Annotated in this window: 17 protein-coding genes; 5 read left to right on the top strand and 12 right to left on the bottom strand. The window is 46.2% G+C overall.

Features of this window, described 5'->3' with window-relative positions:
- Positions 1–46 precede the first annotated feature (46 nt).
- Positions 47–1,147, bottom strand: a complete 1,101-nt coding sequence (ychF, locus tag BUR09_RS11795) for a redox-regulated ATPase YchF (protein WP_074217153.1) — start codon at positions 1,145–1,147, stop codon at positions 47–49.
- A gap of 434 nt (positions 1,148–1,581) precedes the next feature.
- Positions 1,582–2,667, bottom strand: coding sequence for an RtcB family protein (locus BUR09_RS11790; RefSeq protein ID WP_074217152.1), 1,086 nt, complete (start codon positions 2,665–2,667; stop codon positions 1,582–1,584).
- Positions 2,668–2,915: 248 nt separating this feature from the next.
- On the opposite strand from BUR09_RS11790, the gene BUR09_RS11785 reads away from it, so the two are divergent.
- Positions 2,916–3,479, top strand: a complete 564-nt coding sequence (locus tag BUR09_RS11785) for a rhodanese-like domain-containing protein (protein ID WP_084539463.1) — start codon at positions 2,916–2,918, stop codon at positions 3,477–3,479.
- A 371-nt stretch (positions 3,480–3,850) separates the two neighbouring features.
- Here BUR09_RS11785 and BUR09_RS11780 read toward each other — a convergent pair whose 3' ends face one another.
- Positions 3,851–4,126 (bottom strand): hypothetical protein, encoded by a 276-nt coding sequence (locus tag BUR09_RS11780; RefSeq protein WP_074217151.1) that lies wholly within the window; start codon positions 4,124–4,126, stop codon positions 3,851–3,853.
- Between the two features lie 349 nt (positions 4,127–4,475).
- Between BUR09_RS11780 and BUR09_RS11775 the strand changes: the two genes are divergently transcribed.
- Complete coding sequence (locus BUR09_RS11775; RefSeq protein ID WP_139296837.1) at positions 4,476–4,754, top strand: hypothetical protein; 279 nt, start codon at positions 4,476–4,478, stop codon at positions 4,752–4,754.
- Positions 4,755–5,187: 433 nt separating this feature from the next.
- On the opposite strand, the gene BUR09_RS11770 is transcribed toward BUR09_RS11775, so the two are convergent.
- Entirely contained in the window at positions 5,188–6,648 is a 1,461-nt protein-coding gene (locus tag BUR09_RS11770) for a DUF438 domain-containing protein (RefSeq protein WP_074217149.1), read from the bottom strand.
- 195 nt (positions 6,649–6,843) lie between these two features.
- Here BUR09_RS11770 and BUR09_RS11765 point away from each other — a divergent pair, with 195 nt between their 5' ends.
- The gene (locus BUR09_RS11765; RefSeq protein WP_074217148.1) at positions 6,844–7,578 is read left to right on the top strand and encodes a DUF169 domain-containing protein; all 735 of its coding nucleotides are present in this window, start codon (positions 6,844–6,846) and stop codon (positions 7,576–7,578) included.
- A 259-nt stretch (positions 7,579–7,837) separates the two neighbouring features.
- Here the strand turns inward: BUR09_RS11765 and BUR09_RS11760 are convergent, their stop codons facing one another.
- The 4 genes from BUR09_RS11760 to BUR09_RS11745 all read right to left on the bottom strand — a co-directional run bounded on the left by BUR09_RS11760 (position 7,838) and on the right by BUR09_RS11745 (position 12,686).
- Positions 7,838–9,115, bottom strand: coding sequence for a CsgG/HfaB family protein (locus tag BUR09_RS11760; RefSeq protein ID WP_074217147.1), 1,278 nt, complete (start codon positions 9,113–9,115; stop codon positions 7,838–7,840).
- Positions 9,099–10,532, bottom strand: coding sequence for a DUF6844 domain-containing protein (locus tag BUR09_RS11755; RefSeq protein ID WP_074217146.1), 1,434 nt, complete (start codon positions 10,530–10,532; stop codon positions 9,099–9,101). The genes BUR09_RS11760 and BUR09_RS11755 overlap by 17 nt, the downstream gene beginning before the upstream one ends.
- A 67-nt stretch (positions 10,533–10,599) precedes the next feature.
- Complete coding sequence (gene lpoB / locus BUR09_RS11750; RefSeq protein ID WP_074217145.1) at positions 10,600–11,214, bottom strand: penicillin-binding protein activator LpoB; 615 nt, start codon at positions 11,212–11,214, stop codon at positions 10,600–10,602.
- A 44-nt stretch (positions 11,215–11,258) separates the two neighbouring features.
- Positions 11,259–12,686: a COG3014 family protein gene (locus BUR09_RS11745; RefSeq protein WP_074217144.1), complete on the bottom strand. Its 1,428-nt coding sequence runs from the start codon at positions 12,684–12,686 to the stop codon at positions 11,259–11,261.
- A gap of 379 nt (positions 12,687–13,065) precedes the next feature.
- Between BUR09_RS11745 and msrB the strand changes: the two genes are divergently transcribed.
- Positions 13,066–13,533: a peptide-methionine (R)-S-oxide reductase MsrB gene (gene msrB / locus BUR09_RS11740; RefSeq protein WP_084539461.1), complete on the top strand. Its 468-nt coding sequence runs from the start codon at positions 13,066–13,068 to the stop codon at positions 13,531–13,533.
- Positions 13,534–13,718: 185 nt separating this feature from the next.
- Here msrB and BUR09_RS11735 read toward each other — a convergent pair whose 3' ends face one another.
- The 4 genes from BUR09_RS11735 to BUR09_RS11720 form a co-directional block, all read right to left on the bottom strand.
- Positions 13,719–14,990, bottom strand: a complete 1,272-nt coding sequence (locus BUR09_RS11735; protein WP_074217142.1) for an outer membrane homotrimeric porin — start codon at positions 14,988–14,990, stop codon at positions 13,719–13,721.
- 665 nt (positions 14,991–15,655) lie between these two features.
- The gene (locus tag BUR09_RS11730; RefSeq protein ID WP_074217141.1) at positions 15,656–16,234 is read right to left on the bottom strand and encodes a class I SAM-dependent methyltransferase; all 579 of its coding nucleotides are present in this window, start codon (positions 16,232–16,234) and stop codon (positions 15,656–15,658) included.
- A gap of 95 nt (positions 16,235–16,329) precedes the next feature.
- Positions 16,330–16,773, bottom strand: coding sequence for a hypothetical protein (locus tag BUR09_RS11725; protein WP_074217140.1), 444 nt, complete (start codon positions 16,771–16,773; stop codon positions 16,330–16,332).
- A gap of 281 nt (positions 16,774–17,054) precedes the next feature.
- The gene (locus tag BUR09_RS11720) at positions 17,055–17,585 is read right to left on the bottom strand and encodes a helix-turn-helix domain-containing protein (protein ID WP_074217139.1); all 531 of its coding nucleotides are present in this window, start codon (positions 17,583–17,585) and stop codon (positions 17,055–17,057) included.
- Positions 17,586–18,129: 544 nt separating this feature from the next.
- Between BUR09_RS11720 and BUR09_RS11715 the strand changes: the two genes are divergently transcribed.
- Positions 18,130–18,327 (top strand): hypothetical protein, encoded by a 198-nt coding sequence (locus tag BUR09_RS11715; RefSeq protein ID WP_074217138.1) that lies wholly within the window; start codon positions 18,130–18,132, stop codon positions 18,325–18,327.
- The last annotated feature ends 105 nt before the right edge of the window (positions 18,328–18,432 follow it).

The following is an 18,432-nucleotide window of genomic DNA, read 5'->3' as shown; positions in this document are numbered from 1 at the left end:
TTACCCCGCTTTAGCAGGGTAACCATGTCAACTTCGGAACTATGTACTATACATTAAAGAGGAAGTGAACAACATCCCCATCTTTAACGATATATTCTTTACCCTCGGAGCGCAGAGCTCCGACTGAGCGGCAGGCTGCTTCGCTTTTGTGTTCTACAAAAGCATCGTAAGCAATAACTTCAGCGCGAATAAATCCGCGTTCAAAGTCGGTGTGGATAACGCCTGCTGCCTGTGGTGCGGTGTAGCCGTCAACAATGGTCCATGCACGAACCTCTTTAACGCCTACGGTGAAGTAGCAGATAAGACCAAGGGTACGGTAGCTGGTCTGAATAACCTGTACAAGACCACTCTCGCTGATGCCGTAAGATTCCAGAAGCTCCAGTGCTTCCTCTTCTTCCAGGCCCTGAAGTTCTTCTTCAACTTTAGCGCAGATTTTTACCAGCTCGCAGCCGCGACCTTCTGCGAATTCACGCAGTGTGTTCACGTGCTCGTTGTCTTCTGCAAGGCCGTCTTCATCAACGTTTGCACAGTAGATAATTTTTTTGTCAGTCAGCAAAGACAGTTCTTTCAGCTGGTCTGCCAGAACGTCGCTGTCGCGCTTTGCAAAAGTGGATGCAGGGTTACCTTCGTTCAGGTGGTCAAGCAGCTCTTTGATGCCGTTTACAACTGGCACCATAGCTTTGTTGCCACGGGTGGAACGAACCAGCTTTTCATGACGCTTTTCAACAGACTGTACGTCTGCAAGCAAAAGCTCAGTCTCGATAGTTTCAATGTCACGAATCGGGTCAACAGAACCGTCAACGTGGGTGATGTTTTCGTCATCAAAACAGCGAACAACCTGCAAAATAGCTGCTGCTTCGCGAATGTTACCAAGGAACTGGTTGCCAAGACCCTCACCCTGGCTTGCGCCGCGAACAAGGCCCGCAATATCAATAAAATCTACAGTCGCATGCAGGGTGCGCTGTGGATTTGCAATTTCTGTAAGAATATCGATGCGCTTGTCCGGCACAGGAACAGTCGCTTTGTTGGGTTCAATTGTGCAAAAAGGATAGTTCGCAGATTCTGCGTTCTGCGCCTTTGTGAGGGCGTTAAAAAGGGTGGATTTACCCACGTTGGGAAGCCCAACGATACCGATGCTCAGTGCCATAACTTTTTTCTCCAAAATAATTTCTAAATCTTTGGCTCCGCGCGGCTATAAGCCTTTTTAGCCCGAAACACAAATTCTTTCTCTTCCCCATCATGATTTTCAACGGGACTCTTTTAGGCATAATCTGCCCAATACTGCATTGGCAGGCGGTTATTAGCGGGGGTGCGGGGACCCTATGACGCTTTTTGCCTTCGGCGAGTCTCCGACGGCTGGGCTGAAACTTTTTGAAAAAAGTTTCCCCCAGACCCCCTTCAAAAACTTTTATTAGCGAAGAACGCTGGTTAGTTAAGGCGTTGGAAGCCGCGAGGGGGTTACCTTTCTGTGATTTTTTGGGAAAGGTTGTTCAGGTTGTGGGCATTGGGCAGGAAAAGCATAAAGATGATGTATTGCCTGCGGTGCTGCGTTTGCGCCGCAGGCAATCTTGTTTTTGTAGCTTAGCCTTTCATGACAAGCAGTGGGGCGAAGTGATCGATAATATCGACGAGAATACCATCCTGTCGTGCGATCACTTCGTCTATCTTTTTATAGGCGTCCGGTGCTTCGTCGAGTAACGCTGTATTCTTGAAGGGCGGGTAGACAATGCCTTTCATTTGTTCTTTCAGTTTACTGGTTGAGATAAGTTGTTTTGCTGCTGTCCGGCTGAGCCTGCGTCCGGCACCGTGCGATGCGGAGCAAAGAAATTCTTTGTTGCCGAGTCCTCTCGTTATCCATACGCCGTCTCTCATGTTGGCGGGGATTATACCGAGTTGGCCTTTTTGGGCAGGGGTTGCTCCCTTTCGATGGAGGACTCCTTTTGAGGTGACTATTGCGTGGTTGTGGGTCTCGTTGATGATATCTTCCTGCGGGGGGGGATTTAGTCCTAGAGCCTTCAGGCAGGCTTGCAGCATTTTTAAACGGTTGTCTAAGGCGTACTGGAGACACCACTTCATATCTTTCAAGTAGGCTTTGCCGATTTTGCTTCTGAGCTCTACGGGGCCTTTTGTAAGGCGCATGTAAAAGTCACCAACAAGCCAACCGGAACGGCGGGAGCCTGAATGGACGGTGATTCCTACGGTGTCTTCCTTGTTTCCCCCGATTTCAATGAAATGGTTGCCGCTGCCAAGGGTGCCGAGTTGTCTTACTGCATGGTACATGACAGCGTCGGTCAGCGCTGCAAAGCGGGATGCGCTGTAAAAGGGAGTTACCTCTTTTGCTGGAGTTTTCAGCTCATGAAATCCCACGGGAATTACGTCTGAAAGATGTTTGAATAGTTCTTCCAGATCAGGAAGCTCAGAACGTTTCATCCCTGTAGTGACGTGACACATGCCGCAACCGATATCATAGCCCACAGCAGCCGGCCACACATGGTCTTCTAGCAGGGCTACTGCGCCAATGGGTAGTGCATAGCCAGTGTGGATGTCCGGCATGATGGCGAGAAGTTTTAAGAATGGAAACTTTAACGCTGCCTCAATTTGGTCCAGTGCGGTGGGTTCGATTTCTTCGATTGGTAATGTCAGTTTTAGCCGTGGGTCCAGTTCCATGACACGTCCCCCTTGATGATGACTGTAGATACAATCCTAATACTCTACTTTAGAGTGTGGAAACCGGGGATTGATTTTTTCGGGCTATTATGAAGAGAAGCAGATGTAAAGAGATGAGAGGGGAAGGTAGAAAAATATCAGTGGGTGTGAGCTGAAAGTAGGATATTTGTTCTAAGGTAGTTGACAAAAACAGCTTATTAGGTATTATTCCTAATAATAAAAGTTCCTTACAAACAAGGAGTGCTACTATGCCTAGATTTGAACAAATGGATGCAGCTTCCGTTTTAAAGCTGATTCAAGAAGATAAAGCTGTACTGTTGGATATACGAACTCCTACTGAAATTTTAGAACGGGAGATTCCTGATTCTGTGTTGCTTCCGTTTGATTTGATTTCGCCTGAGCGTATCAAGTCGTTAGTAGGCGAAGATAAAAAGGCTGTTTTTGTTTGCCGTTCGGGCAGCAGAGCTATGCAGGCTGCGGAGGCGGTATCAGGTTTAGTTGATGTTGCTGTTCTTGATGGTGGAATTGTAGCATGGAGCGAAAAGGGACTGCCTGTAAATGAAGGACCAAAGCGTATTCCGCTTGACCGTCAGGTTCTTATTGCGGTTGGCTCCTTATTATTGTTTACCTTGTTCCTCATGTATACTGTATCGACAAAATTTATTGTTCTTGTGGGTTTCTTCGGGGCAGCGATGATCTTTGCCGGAGTCACAGGAAGCTGTGGTATGGCACGTATCCTGTTGCTCATGCCGTGGAATAAGTCTCCGCTTTGCACCAGTGCCTCATGCGGTGCGACTCCTAAGAACTTGTAAGCAAAAGCATAAGGGGTAAGATAAGATTACGTACTTCCCCCCATGCTTAATAAATAACAGAAGGGTAGCCTTCTCGCGGCTACCAACGCCATAAAAAAACGGGCGTTCTTCGCCCTTAAAAGTTTCTGGAGATTCTTAAGAACCTCTTGCAAGTTTTAGCCGTTAACGAGTCTTCGAGTTTTACGGATAAAGACAGCAGGGCGAGGTTCTTAAGCCGTCGGAGACAAAAAAAACGCCGGAGGCAAGCCCCGCAGGGGCCGCCGAAGGCAACAGCGTAATAAACAAAAAGTCCTCCTGACATAAACGTGTCAGGGGGACTTTTTTGCGCTCGTAACAACACCGCACCGCGCGGTGAAGTTAAAGAAAAATTGTTATGCCTTGTGGCGTACCCAGAGATCGAGTTCGATTGGAACCAGAGCGAGGACTGTAGAATCCACACCCCATGCGGTCATCAGTTCGTTGCCCACGAGTTCTTCGAGACAGGAGTCCGGTTTCTTACATTTTGCATCAGAAGTGATGCCGTTGATGGTCATGCGCCATTTTTTTCTTTCGTCGAAGAAGAGAACGCAATCAATGCCTTCACGAGAGTAAGTGTATTTTGTAAATGGCGGCATTTTAGCCGCTTTTTGCTGATGAACTTTTTCCATGGGGAATCTATACGCCATAAAGACAATAGCGTCTACGGTTGGGGGCGTATGAGATAATATAAAGCATTATTTGTGGCAGTATATTGTTCCGCTATAAAAAATAGGTGAGTTCATATTGCAAGTCCCGCCATTCTTGTGTTGCGCAGAGAAACACTAAAATTCTAAGCGGATAGCGTCGGTACGGCTTTGCATGGAGATTATAATGTGATAGGTTTCCGCATAATTTGCTGTTGGAGGGAGTATGTTTCGGACTCACTACTTATTATTAAGCTGCCTTTGTTGTGCTCTACTTGTCGGATGTGGCAATTCTGTACCGGATGGTGACTATTGTAGGTTTGTATACTCTATAATGTTACCGAATCAAAAAGATAAAGTAGATGTATGGTCAGAGGACAAACTGGTTGATGGTGTACTTGTAAGAGCTGATAGTGGTCTTTTTTGGGTAGATGCAGAGAATCATATCTTTGCTTTAAACCGTAAGGGCGTATCTATGATTGACGCTCAAAGCGGTGTTTCGTTTGCCCCTGTTCAGTTACTAAGAAAAGTAAATGACGCTTTAATAGCATCAGGAAAAGGAACGCTTAGTTCACAAGGCAGTTGGAAGCTGTTTAAGTGGAACGAAAAATAACAAAGAGATGTGTGCTTGCTATAAAGAAATGATGTTGGGCATGTCTTTTTCAAGCAATTGTCTATCAGAGTTACGCTATCTGTTACGGCTATTGCATTTTTATAGTAGGGATACTGTATGCAATCGAAGAAGAGTAGTATTTATTCGACATCGTTCTGCATAAATTGGGAAGTTACATAATTTGAGTTGTTACGTTAAGGGTGGAGTCATTAGCTCCACCTTTTTATTGCAAAATCATGCATTCTTAACAAAATCTGGATAGTTATTTGGCGATAGAATGGTATGATATTAAAAAGCCAAGTGCCTGCATTACTATTAATGCGGGAACTTGGCTTTATTGTGTCGTACCTGTAGTTATCAGTAATTTCGTGAAGGTTGAAAAATAGGGCAGTCATAGTACAGGATTTTTGGAGTTCTGGTGCTTAAAAAAACGTTACTTTTCCCAACTGAGCAGCCGCTGTTCTCCTGTGAGAGCGCGAATATCTGTTACGTTTTGCGAGACTTCCAGACAGCCGAGGTAGGTTCCGTCTGTGTCACGTACGGCATAGTAACGGATATGGATGAATACGCCGTTAAGCTCCAGCCAGAATTCAGCCATGTCACGCTCTCCGGCTTTGAAAGCTTCGAGAATCTTTTCCACAACATGGACACTTTTCGGCGGATGACATTTGGATACATCTCGTCCGATGATTCCAGCACTGCGTGGGAAGATGCGTTCTTCTGTCTGTGAGAAGTAGGCTACCTTGTCGTTTGCGTCGACGAACGAAAGGTCAACAGGAAGTGTTTTGAGAATTGCGTTGATGACGTGCGGTTCAAGCTCGCCTCTATCGAGGGAAATTTCTCCAGCCTGTGACTCGGTTGGTTCTGTCGTTTCTTCTGATGGTTGCCATTCAGTTCCCGGAGTTATCCACGCATAACCGATTTCACTTTCTCCCATGAGGACTTCTGCCCAGTCTTTGTCTGTGAAGGTTTCAAAGACCATGGGGAAGAGAATGTTTTCTTCTTTATGGATCATGTCGCACACTGCAATGGCGAATGTTTGCACTGTGTTTATTGTCTTTTGGGAATCGTCATCGTCCGCGAGTTCTTTACGTGCTTTTTTGAGCAGTGCGCGGATGTCGTCGTGCAGTTCCCACATAACCTGTGGCGGCGCGGTAAGACCCTGACGTTCCATGATAGGGAAGAGTTGGTTTTCTTTACGCTCATAGTGTCGGATAATATGAGAAAGGTCTTCTACACCGGCTATGATCCCGTGCTGCGCTGCGTAGAATTCCAGAGGATCATCGGCGCCTTTGATTGCTTCCAGCAATGCTCTGGCTTTTTCGTCTGCATATTTGTTTTCTTCCTGAAAACTGTGCAGAGGATGACCTGCAGGAAGTTCCGGCAGTGTGCTTTGCGCTGCAGTGGATTCAAACAGTTCCACGTGCAGATCGCATAACTTTTTAATTTCCGTTTCCGGTATGCCGTCTGCAACAAGTTTTTGTTCCATCTGCCCAATTTCGGCAGGGGAGACATTGTGCAGCAGGGATAAAAAATCTTTGCGCACTTCATCCACAGAGTCTCCTTTATGCAGGCGCATTACAATATCTTTCAACATAGCAATGCGCTCTTCTTTAGAGGCAGCAGTACCCTCAGGACTTTCGTTAGGGTTGATGATGGTCACATTGTCGCTGGTGTGGCGGTAGATTTGTTTAGCAATGTCTAACAGTAGTTCATTAAGATCAATAGTTGCCATGCCTGCAGCTTGTTCCAGCGTTGCAATACTGCCGATTGTTTTGCGCATGATCGGGCTTTTGAGCTTAGAAAATGTCGGTGATTTCTCTACAAGATAGTCAAGAAGGAAGGGGTATTCTTTAAGTAGGGCACCGATTTTTGATTTTTTTGAAAGCTTCATAATACTGCTCCATGGATGACAATTGCACGAGGCAACTACATTACCACAGAGCTCTTATTATTCTGTGAATAGGTTTGAGATTTTTACGGTAGTTTGTTGATTAGAAATGCAAGTATGGGAGGGGTGATTGTTGACAGGTCATGAATTAAAGTAGAGAGTAAAATAAAAAGGATAGCTGGTTTAAGGAGCCTGATGATGGAAATGACAATTCTGGAATTGTGCAAGGTTGTAGGCATTGAAACAAGACCTGTCGGTGTTTATGATGCTCCGGATGCTGAACAATTCGCACCGTTGGTAGATCCGAAGCGTTGTATCTTTGCTGCGTACGAGGCGTGGCAGGCAGGACAGACTCTTTCTGTTACAAGCACAAAATATGGATGTCCCGGCTGCGGTTACTGGATGACAGGAATAGAAACCTTTCCCAGCCGCGAGGTTTTTGTAAATTTCCTCTACAATAAAGAAGGGATGCGGGAGTCTGCAGGACTCATGAATGCATGGCTGGATGCAACCCCTCCATATCATCCTCAACACGGAAATATTCTTATCGGCCCTGTGCATGAGGAAATGGAAGAGTACCTTAAGACGGTGACCTTTTTTGTCACCCCAGATCAGTTAAGCACCTTGATGCTTGGTGCTGTCTATCATTCCCATCCGGATGATGTTGAACCTGTCATTGCTCCATTCGGCTCCGGATGCGGCCAGATGCTTTCTCTGTTCCGAGACTTGAACAAACCGCAAGCCATAATCGGTGCAACTGATATTGCTATGCGAAGCTATATCCCTGCTGATCATCTGGCCTTTACTGTGACCATTCCAATGCTGAAGCGCTTTCTCTCATTGGATAAGGAACGTTGTTTCTTAGGGAAACATTTTTTGAAGAAGTTGAAGCAATCCCGTGTAGAAACTAAGGAGCGTAGGCATCCTTGTTAGGTGAGTTATGAAAGGGTGCTTTAGCCTGCTTATTTGACGCAATGGCATCAAATACTAAATGTTGAAATCAAAAAGGGTGGAGTAAAAAAACTCCACCCTTTTTGATTACATATCCCGACCGACGCTTAAGCCGAGAACTCCCTTCAACAATGAATCTTTCTCGCTATCCGCAGTCAAGAGGACGTTCCTCTTGCGGGGTGCAGGGGCAGAGCCCGCCCGCCGGAGGCAAACAAACTCAAAACAAAACTTGTAGGCATACCTAATCAAACGGTAACTTCACACCGCCGCCTTCTGTGTGCTGAACAGAGGACTGCTTGCGCTGTACTGGGTGCTTGGCTTTGCTTCTGTAGATGCGTGTTGCCGGTCGACAGATGTTGCCTTTGGATATGGCTCCTGAGCGATGCTGCACGCTGGCTACTGCATACTTGTTTTTTACTTCGGTTACCTTGATGGTCGCAACCTTGGTTTCAGTACGCCCGAGGGATTCCTTGGTGTACGGATCGATGAGGCGTTCGCCAAGGTGGTAGACGTCGTAGTACTGACCATTTTTGAGGTTTACGCCGCCCATGTTCAGGTAGACTTGGTTACCCGCAATTTTGATTACCTTGATCGGGTAGATTGCCTGCAACAGCTCTGTGTTGATTTTTTGCGCTACCATTTCTGAAAGGCGAGCGGAAAGGGCACCTCTTGAAGTGGCAGAGTTGCGTTCGTAGGTCTTATCTATTGTGACGGTTGATGACCATTTAATTTGCATGGTTGCCGGAACAAGCACCTTGTAGGAAATCAGCGCAGCAATGCGCTCTACGTAGTAGCTTTCGCCGGTCACCTTGATGTCGTGCTTGGTACTGGTTGTGATGTAGGACAGAATTTTGCCTGTCACAATGTAGTCGGCACCAAGACGCATTCCGAGCTTTGCATGTTCTTCTACGGCGAAGTCTTCACTCTTCCAGTTCGCTTTTTCCTGCTGGTAGAGCTTTTCATTTTCACGATCGAGCACGGTAAAGCGCCTGCTCTGGACGAGACGGTCTGTCAGCTTTTGGCGAAGTATCTTTGGTACACCGCGCTTGCGGTTTGCCGTGGATGCCTCAAAAGCAACAATGCCAAGCTTGCGGCGGGTTTTGGGTGAGAGCCCTGGTGTCTCGTACACGTTTACCTGTGCCTCAAGGGTTACATTCCATAATCCGTTCGATTTGTTTTCATTAAGAATGTCGTAGCCTGCGATAACACCGGAACTCTTCATGCCGGTAACGGTTGCGTTTTCGGCCTTGTAGTTGGTGTTGCGCTTGCCGTTTGTAGTTTCGGTTTTACCGGAACGAACGGCGACAGTGGCAGATTCCAGACTGACACCTTTAATCTGACGCACGGCCTGAATGAGTGCATCTTCAATGGCTGCATCGCGTGATGCAGCTGTGCCGGTTGCGCTGGCAGTCACTATCTTTGCGTGGCTCTCAACGGAAAAAATGAGCACCACTAAACAGATAGTAACGAGCGAATGAAAAATAGCCTCATGCGGAAGTTTCTTAAAAATCGTCAACATCCATCATCTCCTGACCCATAACTGCTTTTGCAGAAACTTTCTTTTTTGCTTTGTAGATCTTTTTAGTCTTTTGGATGTCAGCTCCTTTCAAGTGCTTGGACAACCTGTTGGATTGTGGTGACCATACGTAAACGACGCCTACAATTTCCTGATTGTACTCTGGGTGGTTGTAGACCCATGTGGTGAGCTTGCGCACACCGGGGAGGTTGCTGACGTGACCTTTTGCATTGATGGTCTGGTTAAGTGTGCTGATGAACTCTTTAGTACGTTCTTTACTGCTGAAGGTGCTGCCGTCTGCCTGCTGCTGGATTTTACCGACGGTTTTTTCAATTTCCTTGCGACCTTCTTCTTGATTGAACATGCCGTAGGATTTGAAAAGAAATGCGAAGTTTCCGTACGCCTGTGCATCGGCATGACGCAGAGCCATTTCGCGGCCTTCTGCACGTTCATCGTAGTCGGTTCCGGTGTAGGCGTTGCCTGCCTGACCGTAGGATACGAGCACAGGGTAGCCTTTTTCGTTGTAGATATGGCGAATGCCGAATTGATGAAAGAGGGCTGCCGGATTGTTGCCTACAATGGTGCGGACGGATTCACCGCCTGCTTTACGCGGGTTAGGGTGCAGGTCACCTTTGGTGGCGATGATGGAATTAACCCAACTTTTGAAATTTGGAGACGCAACAACTGTCACAGCAACTTCGTGTCTGCCTTCGGCGTTGTTGGCTTCAAAGGTCTGTACTGGAATCATGCCGGAAAGCTCTGCGCTTGCAGTGGTTACTGTGCGCTTTTCAATAGCATTGCGAAGGAGTTCTTTTTTCTTCTCGCGTGGAAGCATCTTGAACTTTGTCGGGTCAACGCCGTTTTCATTCAGCATTACGTCGAGCTTACTGCCGACAGCGGCTGCTGCTTTATCCAAAAGTTCTTCAAATTTGCTTGTGCTGCCGAGCTCTTCACGTGTGAACTCCGGCATGGAAGGGTCTTCCTTGATACTTTGCAGTGCCTGCGCACGAACGCTGACGCCAAGAAACTTCATGTATTCCGCCTGTGCTTTGAGGTAGGCTTCCTCAAACGCCATAGTGCGGAAGTTAGCCCAGTCCGGATGATCTGCAGTAACTTTTACGCGGGCTCTGCTTACAGTGTAGAAGAGCTGGCCTTTGTCCTGTCTGCGCATGAAAACAGCGCCGTTCCCGTGTGTGTTGTAAATGTTAATTATTTCGTCAAGCTCTGCACGGGGATCAATTGTTGTTGGAACTGAGGCTTCTGCTACTGCTTCCTCAATGGCAGTGGCTTCCTGTTGTGTTGCAGGAGCTGGTGCTTCAAGGCTTCGTGAACCTTGGGCAAAGGAGAGCGTTGGCAGAATAAGCAGGGTGATGAGCGCTGCAAGGCAACGCTGTAATGGGCGTGAAGTTTGTGTTTGCATGTGTGATTCTCCTACAGGAAAATAAAAAAGGGGCTGAAATCCCAATCAGCCCCTGAAGTACAAGTCTTTACCAGGATACGGTACCGGAATCACCGCGTTTGATGATTGGAGTTTCGCCTTCCCAGAATGCAAGGCCGGTGTTGATGTCGGTAAGAGTGAGCATGAAGAAGTATTCGATCTGATCTGTGTCAGAATCAATACGGTGGTTGCGCTGGATGATTTTGCCGGACAAGCTTAAGTCCGGCGCAATGATCTGGCCTTTACGGGCTACAGTTTTCTGGTTTACTTCCTGAGATTTTCTCATCTTGCGTGCTGCTGCAACCATTGGGTCTTCTGCGCCGTCAATGCCGATAGCGGTGGTGGTAACAACCTTGCCGCTGCGGAGAAGCTGAACGCGGATTTTCTTAACAAGTTGGTCGGTGTCGATGTTCTGCATGGTGTCGTTAATCACACGGGACACAACCATTACATAGCGACCGCCGCCCGGCTTGGATACAGCGCCGGATGCCAGCATTTCGTTAACAGCGGTGTTTGCTGCCTGTTCGAAGTCTCTGTAGCCGAGACCCATAACTCGAGGGTTGGTGTCATTGTGCGGATCGATCATGGTTGCTGCGTTACGCTTGCCGCAACCTGTGGTGAGACCAATAAAAGCAATTAACATGAGAAGTAACAGTTTTTTCATTATAGGCTCCGAGTAAGGGATGAATATGTATAGCATGCTGCAAACTAGTTCCCGAGGGGAACAGTCACTATGTAGGGTATACTGTTCTTTTGCGGCATACGGACATGTACGATAGAGTATTTAGTGTCCGGCAGCTCCACTGTTGCCAGTGTTGCACCGTTTGGTGCTTCAATAACAAGAGTTTTGTTTTCCGGTTTCGGTACACGTATCATTTGCACATCTTTAGGCAGAGACAACCATGAGCGGGTGTCTGCCCGTGTAATAGCAGAAGTGAAAAGTCCTGAAGCGATGCCTGCCAGCTGTCCGCCTTTTGCCTGCGCAAGATACTGTAAGAAGGTTTTTGTGGCTGTTGATGCCACTGCTTTGGTAATTGTTGATGTTAAATGCGCTTTGTATTCCGCCTGCATTACTCTGTCAAAGCTGCAAAGCGTTTTGGATGTGTATTGTCGGGAGCCGGATTTGACCTGAATGAACGGCAGTGCTGCATTGCGTGTTTTTAGTTGCGGCATGGCAAAGGATATCATGGAGACTCCGGTGCTTTCGCCTGCAAGAAAGAGCGGAATGTCAAAACGCAGTTCGTCCACTTCGGGCGCAAGACCGTTTTCGAAAAGAACCCATACGGTAGGTCTACGGTATTTGCTTGATTTTGTGCCGCGTTCGAAGGCGTTGGACATTGCGGCGTCCTGCTTCAGATATGAGTTGGTTGGAACCATGCCTTGAACGCGTTTCAACATAGTGTTGCACTTGCTGTAGTCGCTTTCCATTTCGCCGTTTGCGCAGAAGAACAGACCGGAAAGATAGGTCGCATATGGGTTTACAAAGTCTCCGTAGCCTGTCCAGTGGCTGACTTCCGGCATGGACTCGTATACAGTTTTTTTTGCAGTATCCTGAATACGCAGCAGGTCGAGCACCGGTTCATCGTCATTTTTGCGGAAGGCGATTTGCTCTTCTTGTTTTCTTCGCTGTTCCTTAGCTTCTTCTTGTAATTCCTTGATTTCTTCTTTGTACTTTTCTACCGCACGACGCTGACGGTCCAGTGTTCGGTTGAACTCTACGCGTGCTTTGTCACTCTTGTTGAGTGCAAGCAGAGAGTAGCCTTTGTACATATTGATAAGGACGGTATCACTTGTCCTTGGCTCATAATCCATAAATTCTCTGTTGAAGAGAATTTCCCCGACGACCTTGGACGCGGCGTATATATCGCCCTCGGTCTCATCATCTTTTACTTCTGCTTCAGATTCGTTCAGCAGCGTGTACGCATCTTCGAAACGCCCCTGATTGAAGCGGATCATACTTGCATCGAGCAAAAACGGCAGTGCATGGTCGAACTCAGTGTCGAGGATAGTGGAAGTAGTTGTGCTGTCGCCCAGGTAGTACGGATTAAGCAACGCGTGCTGATCCTGCTGCTGCATAGTAGCGCAACCGGACAGTACAGTTACTGTTGCAAGCAACAAGAACAAAAGTCGATTCATTTCCCACCCCGTTAACAATTATATAATTAAGATGTGCATACAAAATTAGATTAATGTTTTCAATAAATCTGTATTGGTAAAATGAAATATAGGTTTTGAGATGTGGAGTGCTTGTTTAGCTATGTGCTGTGGCGTCTGCAATATAGACTGAAGACGGTTTAGGAAGGGTTATGGTCTACTGCTGAGAAGAATAAATACTATATGTTTGATGTTGGAGCAGGGTACAATAGATGGAGTATTTACGGTTGCGTAATTGTGTATTGTCTGCGACTAGCCGACATGCTTTGTAGAGTGCATCGGAGGGATAGTGAATAATAACAATGCAATATCATTAATAACAGCGTTGTGTATCACGCTATGCTTTGTATCAGGAGGCTCCATGGCAAATGCAGCACCGTGGGATACGTATACAAAACCGGACGATGCTGAAGTGCGTAGGCTTCTGACTCCGCTGCAATACAACATCACACAGGAAGACGGTACAGAAGCACCGTTTAAGAATCCGTATTTCAAGCACTACACAAAGCAGGGAATCTTTGTGGATCTGCTATCCGGTGCGCCGTTGTTCAGCACGACTGATCAGTATGATTCAGGCTCAGGATGGCCTGCATTCACCAAACCGATTGATCCGAACTATATTATCTTGCACAAGAAGTTTTCGTTCTTCGGGGAAGTCTTTGAGGTGCGCAGTAAGACATCTGATTCGCATCTGGGAGACAGGTTCAATGACGGGCCTCCGCCAACGAACTTGCGTTATTGTATAAATTCCGCGGCACTGCGGTTTATTCCGAAAGATGAGATGAAAACAGAAGGGTACGGTGATTTCCTGCATTTATTTGCAGAGTAGGGCATGGTGAAAAAGGCTTCGATGAGCGGAGTCTTTTTTTTTGTTCAGATCAAGTCGAAGGTTGTGGCGGGCTGAGAGCGGAAGTGATCAGGTTTCAGGTTGTTAGAATGTATTGGACATAGAAAAAGGGGGTTGCTGAATCAGCAACCCCCTTTATTAGGCTTTTAGTCTATGAGTTCATTTAATTAGAAGCTGTATGCGGCGAGGATAGCAGCTTTGAATACGTCGTCAGTGCTGTGAGCAGCGTTGTTGCTGTCGAAGTCAGTTACTACGTAAGCGAAGTCAGCAATGAGATCGAGGTTGTCGTACATGCTGTAAGTAGTAGTGAAGTCAAATTCTACAGCGCTGTCGTCTTCACCCCAGTTTTCGATGTCGAGGTTGGTGTTGGAATCGTCGTTGGTACCACGAATGTAAGTTACACGTGCAACGTGGGAAACTTTTTCGATGAAGGTAAGTTCTGCAACCTGGAGACCAACGCCCCATTTGCCGAGTGCGTTACCAAAGATACCGTCAGAGTCAGGACCCTGTGCACCTGCACCTACGAGGGTGGTAGCAGCAAAGTCAGTACCGTCGTCGAGGGTTGGCATGAGGCCTTCGCCATCGCTGTCGTTACCGGAACCGTACCAAGCCATGAGAGCAGGTACGCAGTACTGTGTAGCGTAAGCAGCTTTACCAGCTACGAGGAAGCCAGCGTCTTTGTCGGATGCTTTACCGTATACGCCGTCGAAGGAAAGAACGAGGTTAGCAATAGGGGTTGCTTCGAGAGCAATACCGTACCACTGGGTGTCGTTGTTGTAAGGGATTTTGTTGCCATCGTCGTCGAGACCACGAATGGATTCTTTACCAGTAGAAGCAAACATTGCGTATGGAGATACGGTAAGTTTGTCGAGGTTGATAGCTGCAACAGCACCGAAGATGTCAACGGAAGTGTTGGATTTGTCATAGCCGTTTTCGTCAGCCTGATCGTATGGACGGCCGTAGAAAGCGGTGAAGTCTACGATGTCGTAGCTAGTAGAAGCAACGATTGCACCGAGGTCGTCGTCGAGAAGTACGCTGCCAGCAACTGCACCTGGAAGAGCGAAGCCCTGGATACCAGCACGTACTTTAACAGGAGTGTTAGGTACGATGAAATCGAGGTAAGCACGACGGGTTTTGATGTTTACACCGTCAGCACCAAGGGCACCACCTTGGCCGCCACCAACGTTTGCTTCGTTGGTTTTACCCCAAGTGTTGCTGATTTCGAAGTAAACAGTACCGGAAAGAGCTTCAGAAGCTACGATGTCGATCTGAGTACGGAAACGCTGAATAAAGTCGCTTTTTTTACCGTCGTTATCTTTGTTGAGGTAGTCGTAACCAACATACATGTTACCGGAAGCTTTGATTTCAGCAGCAGAAGCGTTGAGAGCTGCGCCAAATACCATGCACACTGCAAGTGCAAGAGTGATAATACGTTTCATGATAATTCCTTCTTGAATTCACAAAGACTCAAAACTAAAAGCCGTTCAAAAAATTATACTGCATTGTCCAAAAAACACTCACTGAACCAAAGCGAAAAGGTGGCTATTCCATAATCGTAGTCTTTAGAACGTGAGTTTGAGAACGTTTTGCATTCTATATACGCAATGATGAAATTCAATACATACAAATAGTAATATATTCTTGCATGAAAGCATCTTTGCAGAACTAAACAATACAATGAGATAAAAGTCACTGAATTGCTTTGAACGTCGTTTCATTGTTGAAAGTGTTTTATAAAACGAGAGAAGAAAGTACATCCTGCGAAATGTGGAATTATTATACGTTGAAATTGTGCATGCAGGACAGGTTATATGTCGTACGTTCCTAGAAGAAAATATGTATGGCGTTGTTACGTCGTTTTGAGGGGTATAATGCGGCGTATTTCTATAACAGCCTGAATTATAAAGGCAGACTAATACTGAATATCATGTACTCGCGTACTAATTTTTTAGAGAACGTCATTATTATAAAGTTTAATAATATTGAATAATCGTGGGAATATAGGCGTTATGCGTTTCAATACGAGAAAGCCCCTGCAGTGGCGAGCAGGGGCTTTTCTCTGTGTGTTAGGTCGGATTGTTAGATGGTTGATTGTAAGATGTTTCTATGGGGCAATAGCCAGTGCAGAAACCCATTCTTGCAAGGTGCCTTCCGGTGTGGTGCTGTGTTCTATTGTTATAGAACGACGACCAGTAAAGCCTGCATTCACGAGGTCTTTATCCAGCGTTTCGCAGGTTCTGTTGGTAAAATGCCGCCCGAGTGAATCTACAGAATCGTGGATTCCGTATTTAAAGGAACAGTAGAGTGTTCCGCCGGGTTTGAGTGATTGTCTGAGAACGGTGAGTACGTCATGCAGTTCTTCGAAAGGGACATGGAGCAAAGAAGCACTCGCCCAGATACCGTCATAGATAGGATGTGGTTTGAAATCCTGAAAGCGCATGCACTTTACTGTGAGTCCAGTAAGCTCGCCTGCCAGTCTGGCCATTTCTTCGGACGCGTCAAACGCATCGACCTGATAGCCTTTTTTCAAAAAATACAGGGCATCGCGTCCGGAACCACATCCGGCATCCAGAATAAAACCGTTTTTGGGCAGGGTACGTAAGAATCGGTCGTACTGCTCACTCATGTCAATAGGTAAGGTTTTTTCTGAATACTCCAAGGCATAGTTATTATAGTACTCCATAGCATCACTCCTTGACGTGTGTTGCATTAAAATTCCAAGTACTTATGTTAATCTCAAATTGCATAGCCGTTGTAGGCGGAATTATTCTTTGTCAGCTATGTCTGGGGTACGAGTTTTCCTGCTGTATTGATGACAACAAAATTGGTGCACATGGCTTCTCCCTTTTCGTTCACGCAGTCGTTGCAGTTGCGGGTGGAGCATTTAGGGCAGATGACAGCCTGTTCTATCCAGCTTTGGATCTTGATGTAGCTGAAGTACACATCTGAGCCGCATGTTGAGCAGATGAAGGTGTAGGCTCGAGCGTTGTTGACGTCTTCCACAGGTTCGCTGCGAATGAGGATGTTGTGTTTATTGTCGCTATTTGGAAATTTGCGACGGAAGCGATTGCCTACCTGATTGGCAAGGCCGTCTATAACGGCGTTGCTGTTACGTGCTTTGCAGTGTGGGCAGACCACGCAGTGTGCGGCGTAGCATTCAATATTTTTAGCGGTAAATGAAACGGTAGAGTCACAGTTGGAGCAAGGAAATGTGGTCAGCATATATATTTCTCCGTGTGGTGATAACGTTCACTGGGTAATGCGAAAAAATAAGGCTTAGTGTGATAGTACGGAAAGATAGTGCGAGTTGTACAGGTGAAATGCGCTGATGGCGTTATGAATTTTATAGCGGCAAGAAGTAAGTAGCTTGTTGTGCTGGCGCAACAAGGGGTGGATGGTGGTGTGGAGCTAATGATGCGTGAGAAAAAGGTGTGCAAGCTGTGGAGCACTTCGGGAGTAGAAGTGCTCCTTTTCTATGAAATATTGAAGCTGGCTGGTGGTAGCTATTGCGTTGAATATGTCTCTTTTGCGGCGCGTTTTAGCACAATGGAGGCGTTGACTTCTATGGCTGTGCATATGCCGTATAGCTGCTCCGGTGTTGCGGCGGACTGTCCGGAAAAGATGGCGTCGATTTCTGCTGCGGGGACATTGGACGATGTGGCGATATCTGTCGAGTGCATGTCGCTATCCTCAGCGAATTCATGAAGAATTCTTCCAACTCTATGGTTGTATTTGGAGATTGACGACTGTTTGTTGTTTTCGTTGAGCAGTTCTTCGAAGGGGATGTTCAGAGCTTTTGCGTAGCGGAGCATATCCCCGAATGTTGTTTTTTCTCCACCGAATTCTTTACTAATCCAGCGGGAGACTGTGTCTCTTCCAACGCCAAACAGGTCGCCAATTTGTTGCATAGTTTTGCCCTGTGTTCGTAGGGCTGTGATTTTTGCCATGATGACAGCCCATGCATAAGCATTTTCAGGGTCGTACTTGACTACTGTTTTGGAAATTCTGCGGTTATTATTCTGTTGTCTGGGCATAGGGCTTGACTTTTTTTGTTGTGTTGACGCATCATTAGTGCATGAACAATGTAGTTGAGCGGTTTTTTGAATGACTTGTACTAATAATAGATAAAAAAAATAGATATCATACTGCAAAGAGCAGTGTCAAAATGACCGATAAAAAGGTTTTCATGTATATTTTGAAATTTGATTCAAGATAAAATATAAAATAGCTGTAATAAGTTCCTAAAAAGGTAAAAAAAGCATGAAAGTGCATATTTTAAATGCATCAAAGTAAAAAGCAAGTGTTCATTAACAGTGCAAAAGAAATTTGAAACATCTTTGTTAAGTTGTTATGCATTGTCTTAAAATAGAAAAACACATTGTGCGTTGTCTTGATGCCTGTACTGTTTACGTGTTGCATTGGCAATGTGTGTTTTTTCTAACAAAAAATTGCGTGTAAGAGGATGAATTCTGCATCTTTTTCCGAATGAACTCTGGGTGTTGATTCAAGTAGCTGACAGGATGCGGATAGGCGTGCCATAAACACAACCAGTGAGCCTTATAACATAGGAGAGTTAGGATGTTGTTATGTCCTGTCTGCGGAGCAAAGACGCATGTTCCGCGCTCAAACGTATCAGATGATAACTGCATAGTGCGTCAACGAGTCTGCAGGCAATGCGGGCATAAAGAGATTTCAATGGAGGTCTATATTTCTTCAATGCGTAAGGGGCTTAACTTCCTTGCGCAGAAGAAAGAGAGTGAAGCATTGCAAACGTAAAAATAACTGCACTTTTTTGCGGATACAGTTGTATGCACATGGCATTAGGTATGATGCTGTGATAGCAAGGTATCTACAAAAAAATGGTGTTGCTTGTATTTATAT

This window comes from Halodesulfovibrio marinisediminis DSM 17456 (assembly GCF_900129975.1).
Taxonomy (GTDB): Bacteria; Desulfobacterota; Desulfovibrionia; order Desulfovibrionales; family Desulfovibrionaceae; genus Halodesulfovibrio; species Halodesulfovibrio marinisediminis.
This window is presented reverse-complemented; position numbering and strand designations above follow the sequence as displayed.

Bases quoted from the DNA above. Each gene is read 5' to 3' on its own strand.
- ychF (WP_074217153.1), bottom strand. From the start codon at position 1,147: ATGGCACTGAGCATCGGTATCGTTGGGCTTCCCAACGTGGGTAAATCC.
- BUR09_RS11790 (WP_074217152.1), bottom strand. From the start codon at position 2,667: ATGGAACTGGACCCACGGCTAAAACTGACATTACCAATCGAAGAAATC.
- BUR09_RS11785 (WP_084539463.1), top strand. From the start codon at position 2,916: ATGCCTAGATTTGAACAAATGGATGCAGCTTCCGTTTTAAAGCTGATT.
- BUR09_RS11780 (WP_074217151.1), bottom strand. From the start codon at position 4,126: ATGGAAAAAGTTCATCAGCAAAAAGCGGCTAAAATGCCGCCATTTACA.
- BUR09_RS11775 (WP_139296837.1), top strand. From the start codon at position 4,476: ATGTTACCGAATCAAAAAGATAAAGTAGATGTATGGTCAGAGGACAAA.
- BUR09_RS11770 (WP_074217149.1), bottom strand. From the start codon at position 6,648: ATGAAGCTTTCAAAAAAATCAAAAATCGGTGCCCTACTTAAAGAATAC.
- BUR09_RS11765 (WP_074217148.1), top strand. From the start codon at position 6,844: ATGGAAATGACAATTCTGGAATTGTGCAAGGTTGTAGGCATTGAAACA.
- BUR09_RS11760 (WP_074217147.1), bottom strand. From the start codon at position 9,115: ATGTTGACGATTTTTAAGAAACTTCCGCATGAGGCTATTTTTCATTCG.
- BUR09_RS11755 (WP_074217146.1), bottom strand. From the start codon at position 10,532: ATGCAAACACAAACTTCACGCCCATTACAGCGTTGCCTTGCAGCGCTC.
- lpoB (WP_074217145.1), bottom strand. From the start codon at position 11,214: ATGAAAAAACTGTTACTTCTCATGTTAATTGCTTTTATTGGTCTCACC.
- BUR09_RS11745 (WP_074217144.1), bottom strand. From the start codon at position 12,686: ATGAATCGACTTTTGTTCTTGTTGCTTGCAACAGTAACTGTACTGTCC.
- msrB (WP_084539461.1), top strand. From the start codon at position 13,066: ATGGCAAATGCAGCACCGTGGGATACGTATACAAAACCGGACGATGCT.
- BUR09_RS11735 (WP_074217142.1), bottom strand. From the start codon at position 14,990: ATGAAACGTATTATCACTCTTGCACTTGCAGTGTGCATGGTATTTGGC.
- BUR09_RS11730 (WP_074217141.1), bottom strand. From the start codon at position 16,234: ATGGAGTACTATAATAACTATGCCTTGGAGTATTCAGAAAAAACCTTA.
- BUR09_RS11725 (WP_074217140.1), bottom strand. From the start codon at position 16,773: ATGCTGACCACATTTCCTTGCTCCAACTGTGACTCTACCGTTTCATTT.
- BUR09_RS11720 (WP_074217139.1), bottom strand. From the start codon at position 17,585: ATGCCCAGACAACAGAATAATAACCGCAGAATTTCCAAAACAGTAGTC.
- BUR09_RS11715 (WP_074217138.1), top strand. From the start codon at position 18,130: ATGTTGTTATGTCCTGTCTGCGGAGCAAAGACGCATGTTCCGCGCTCA.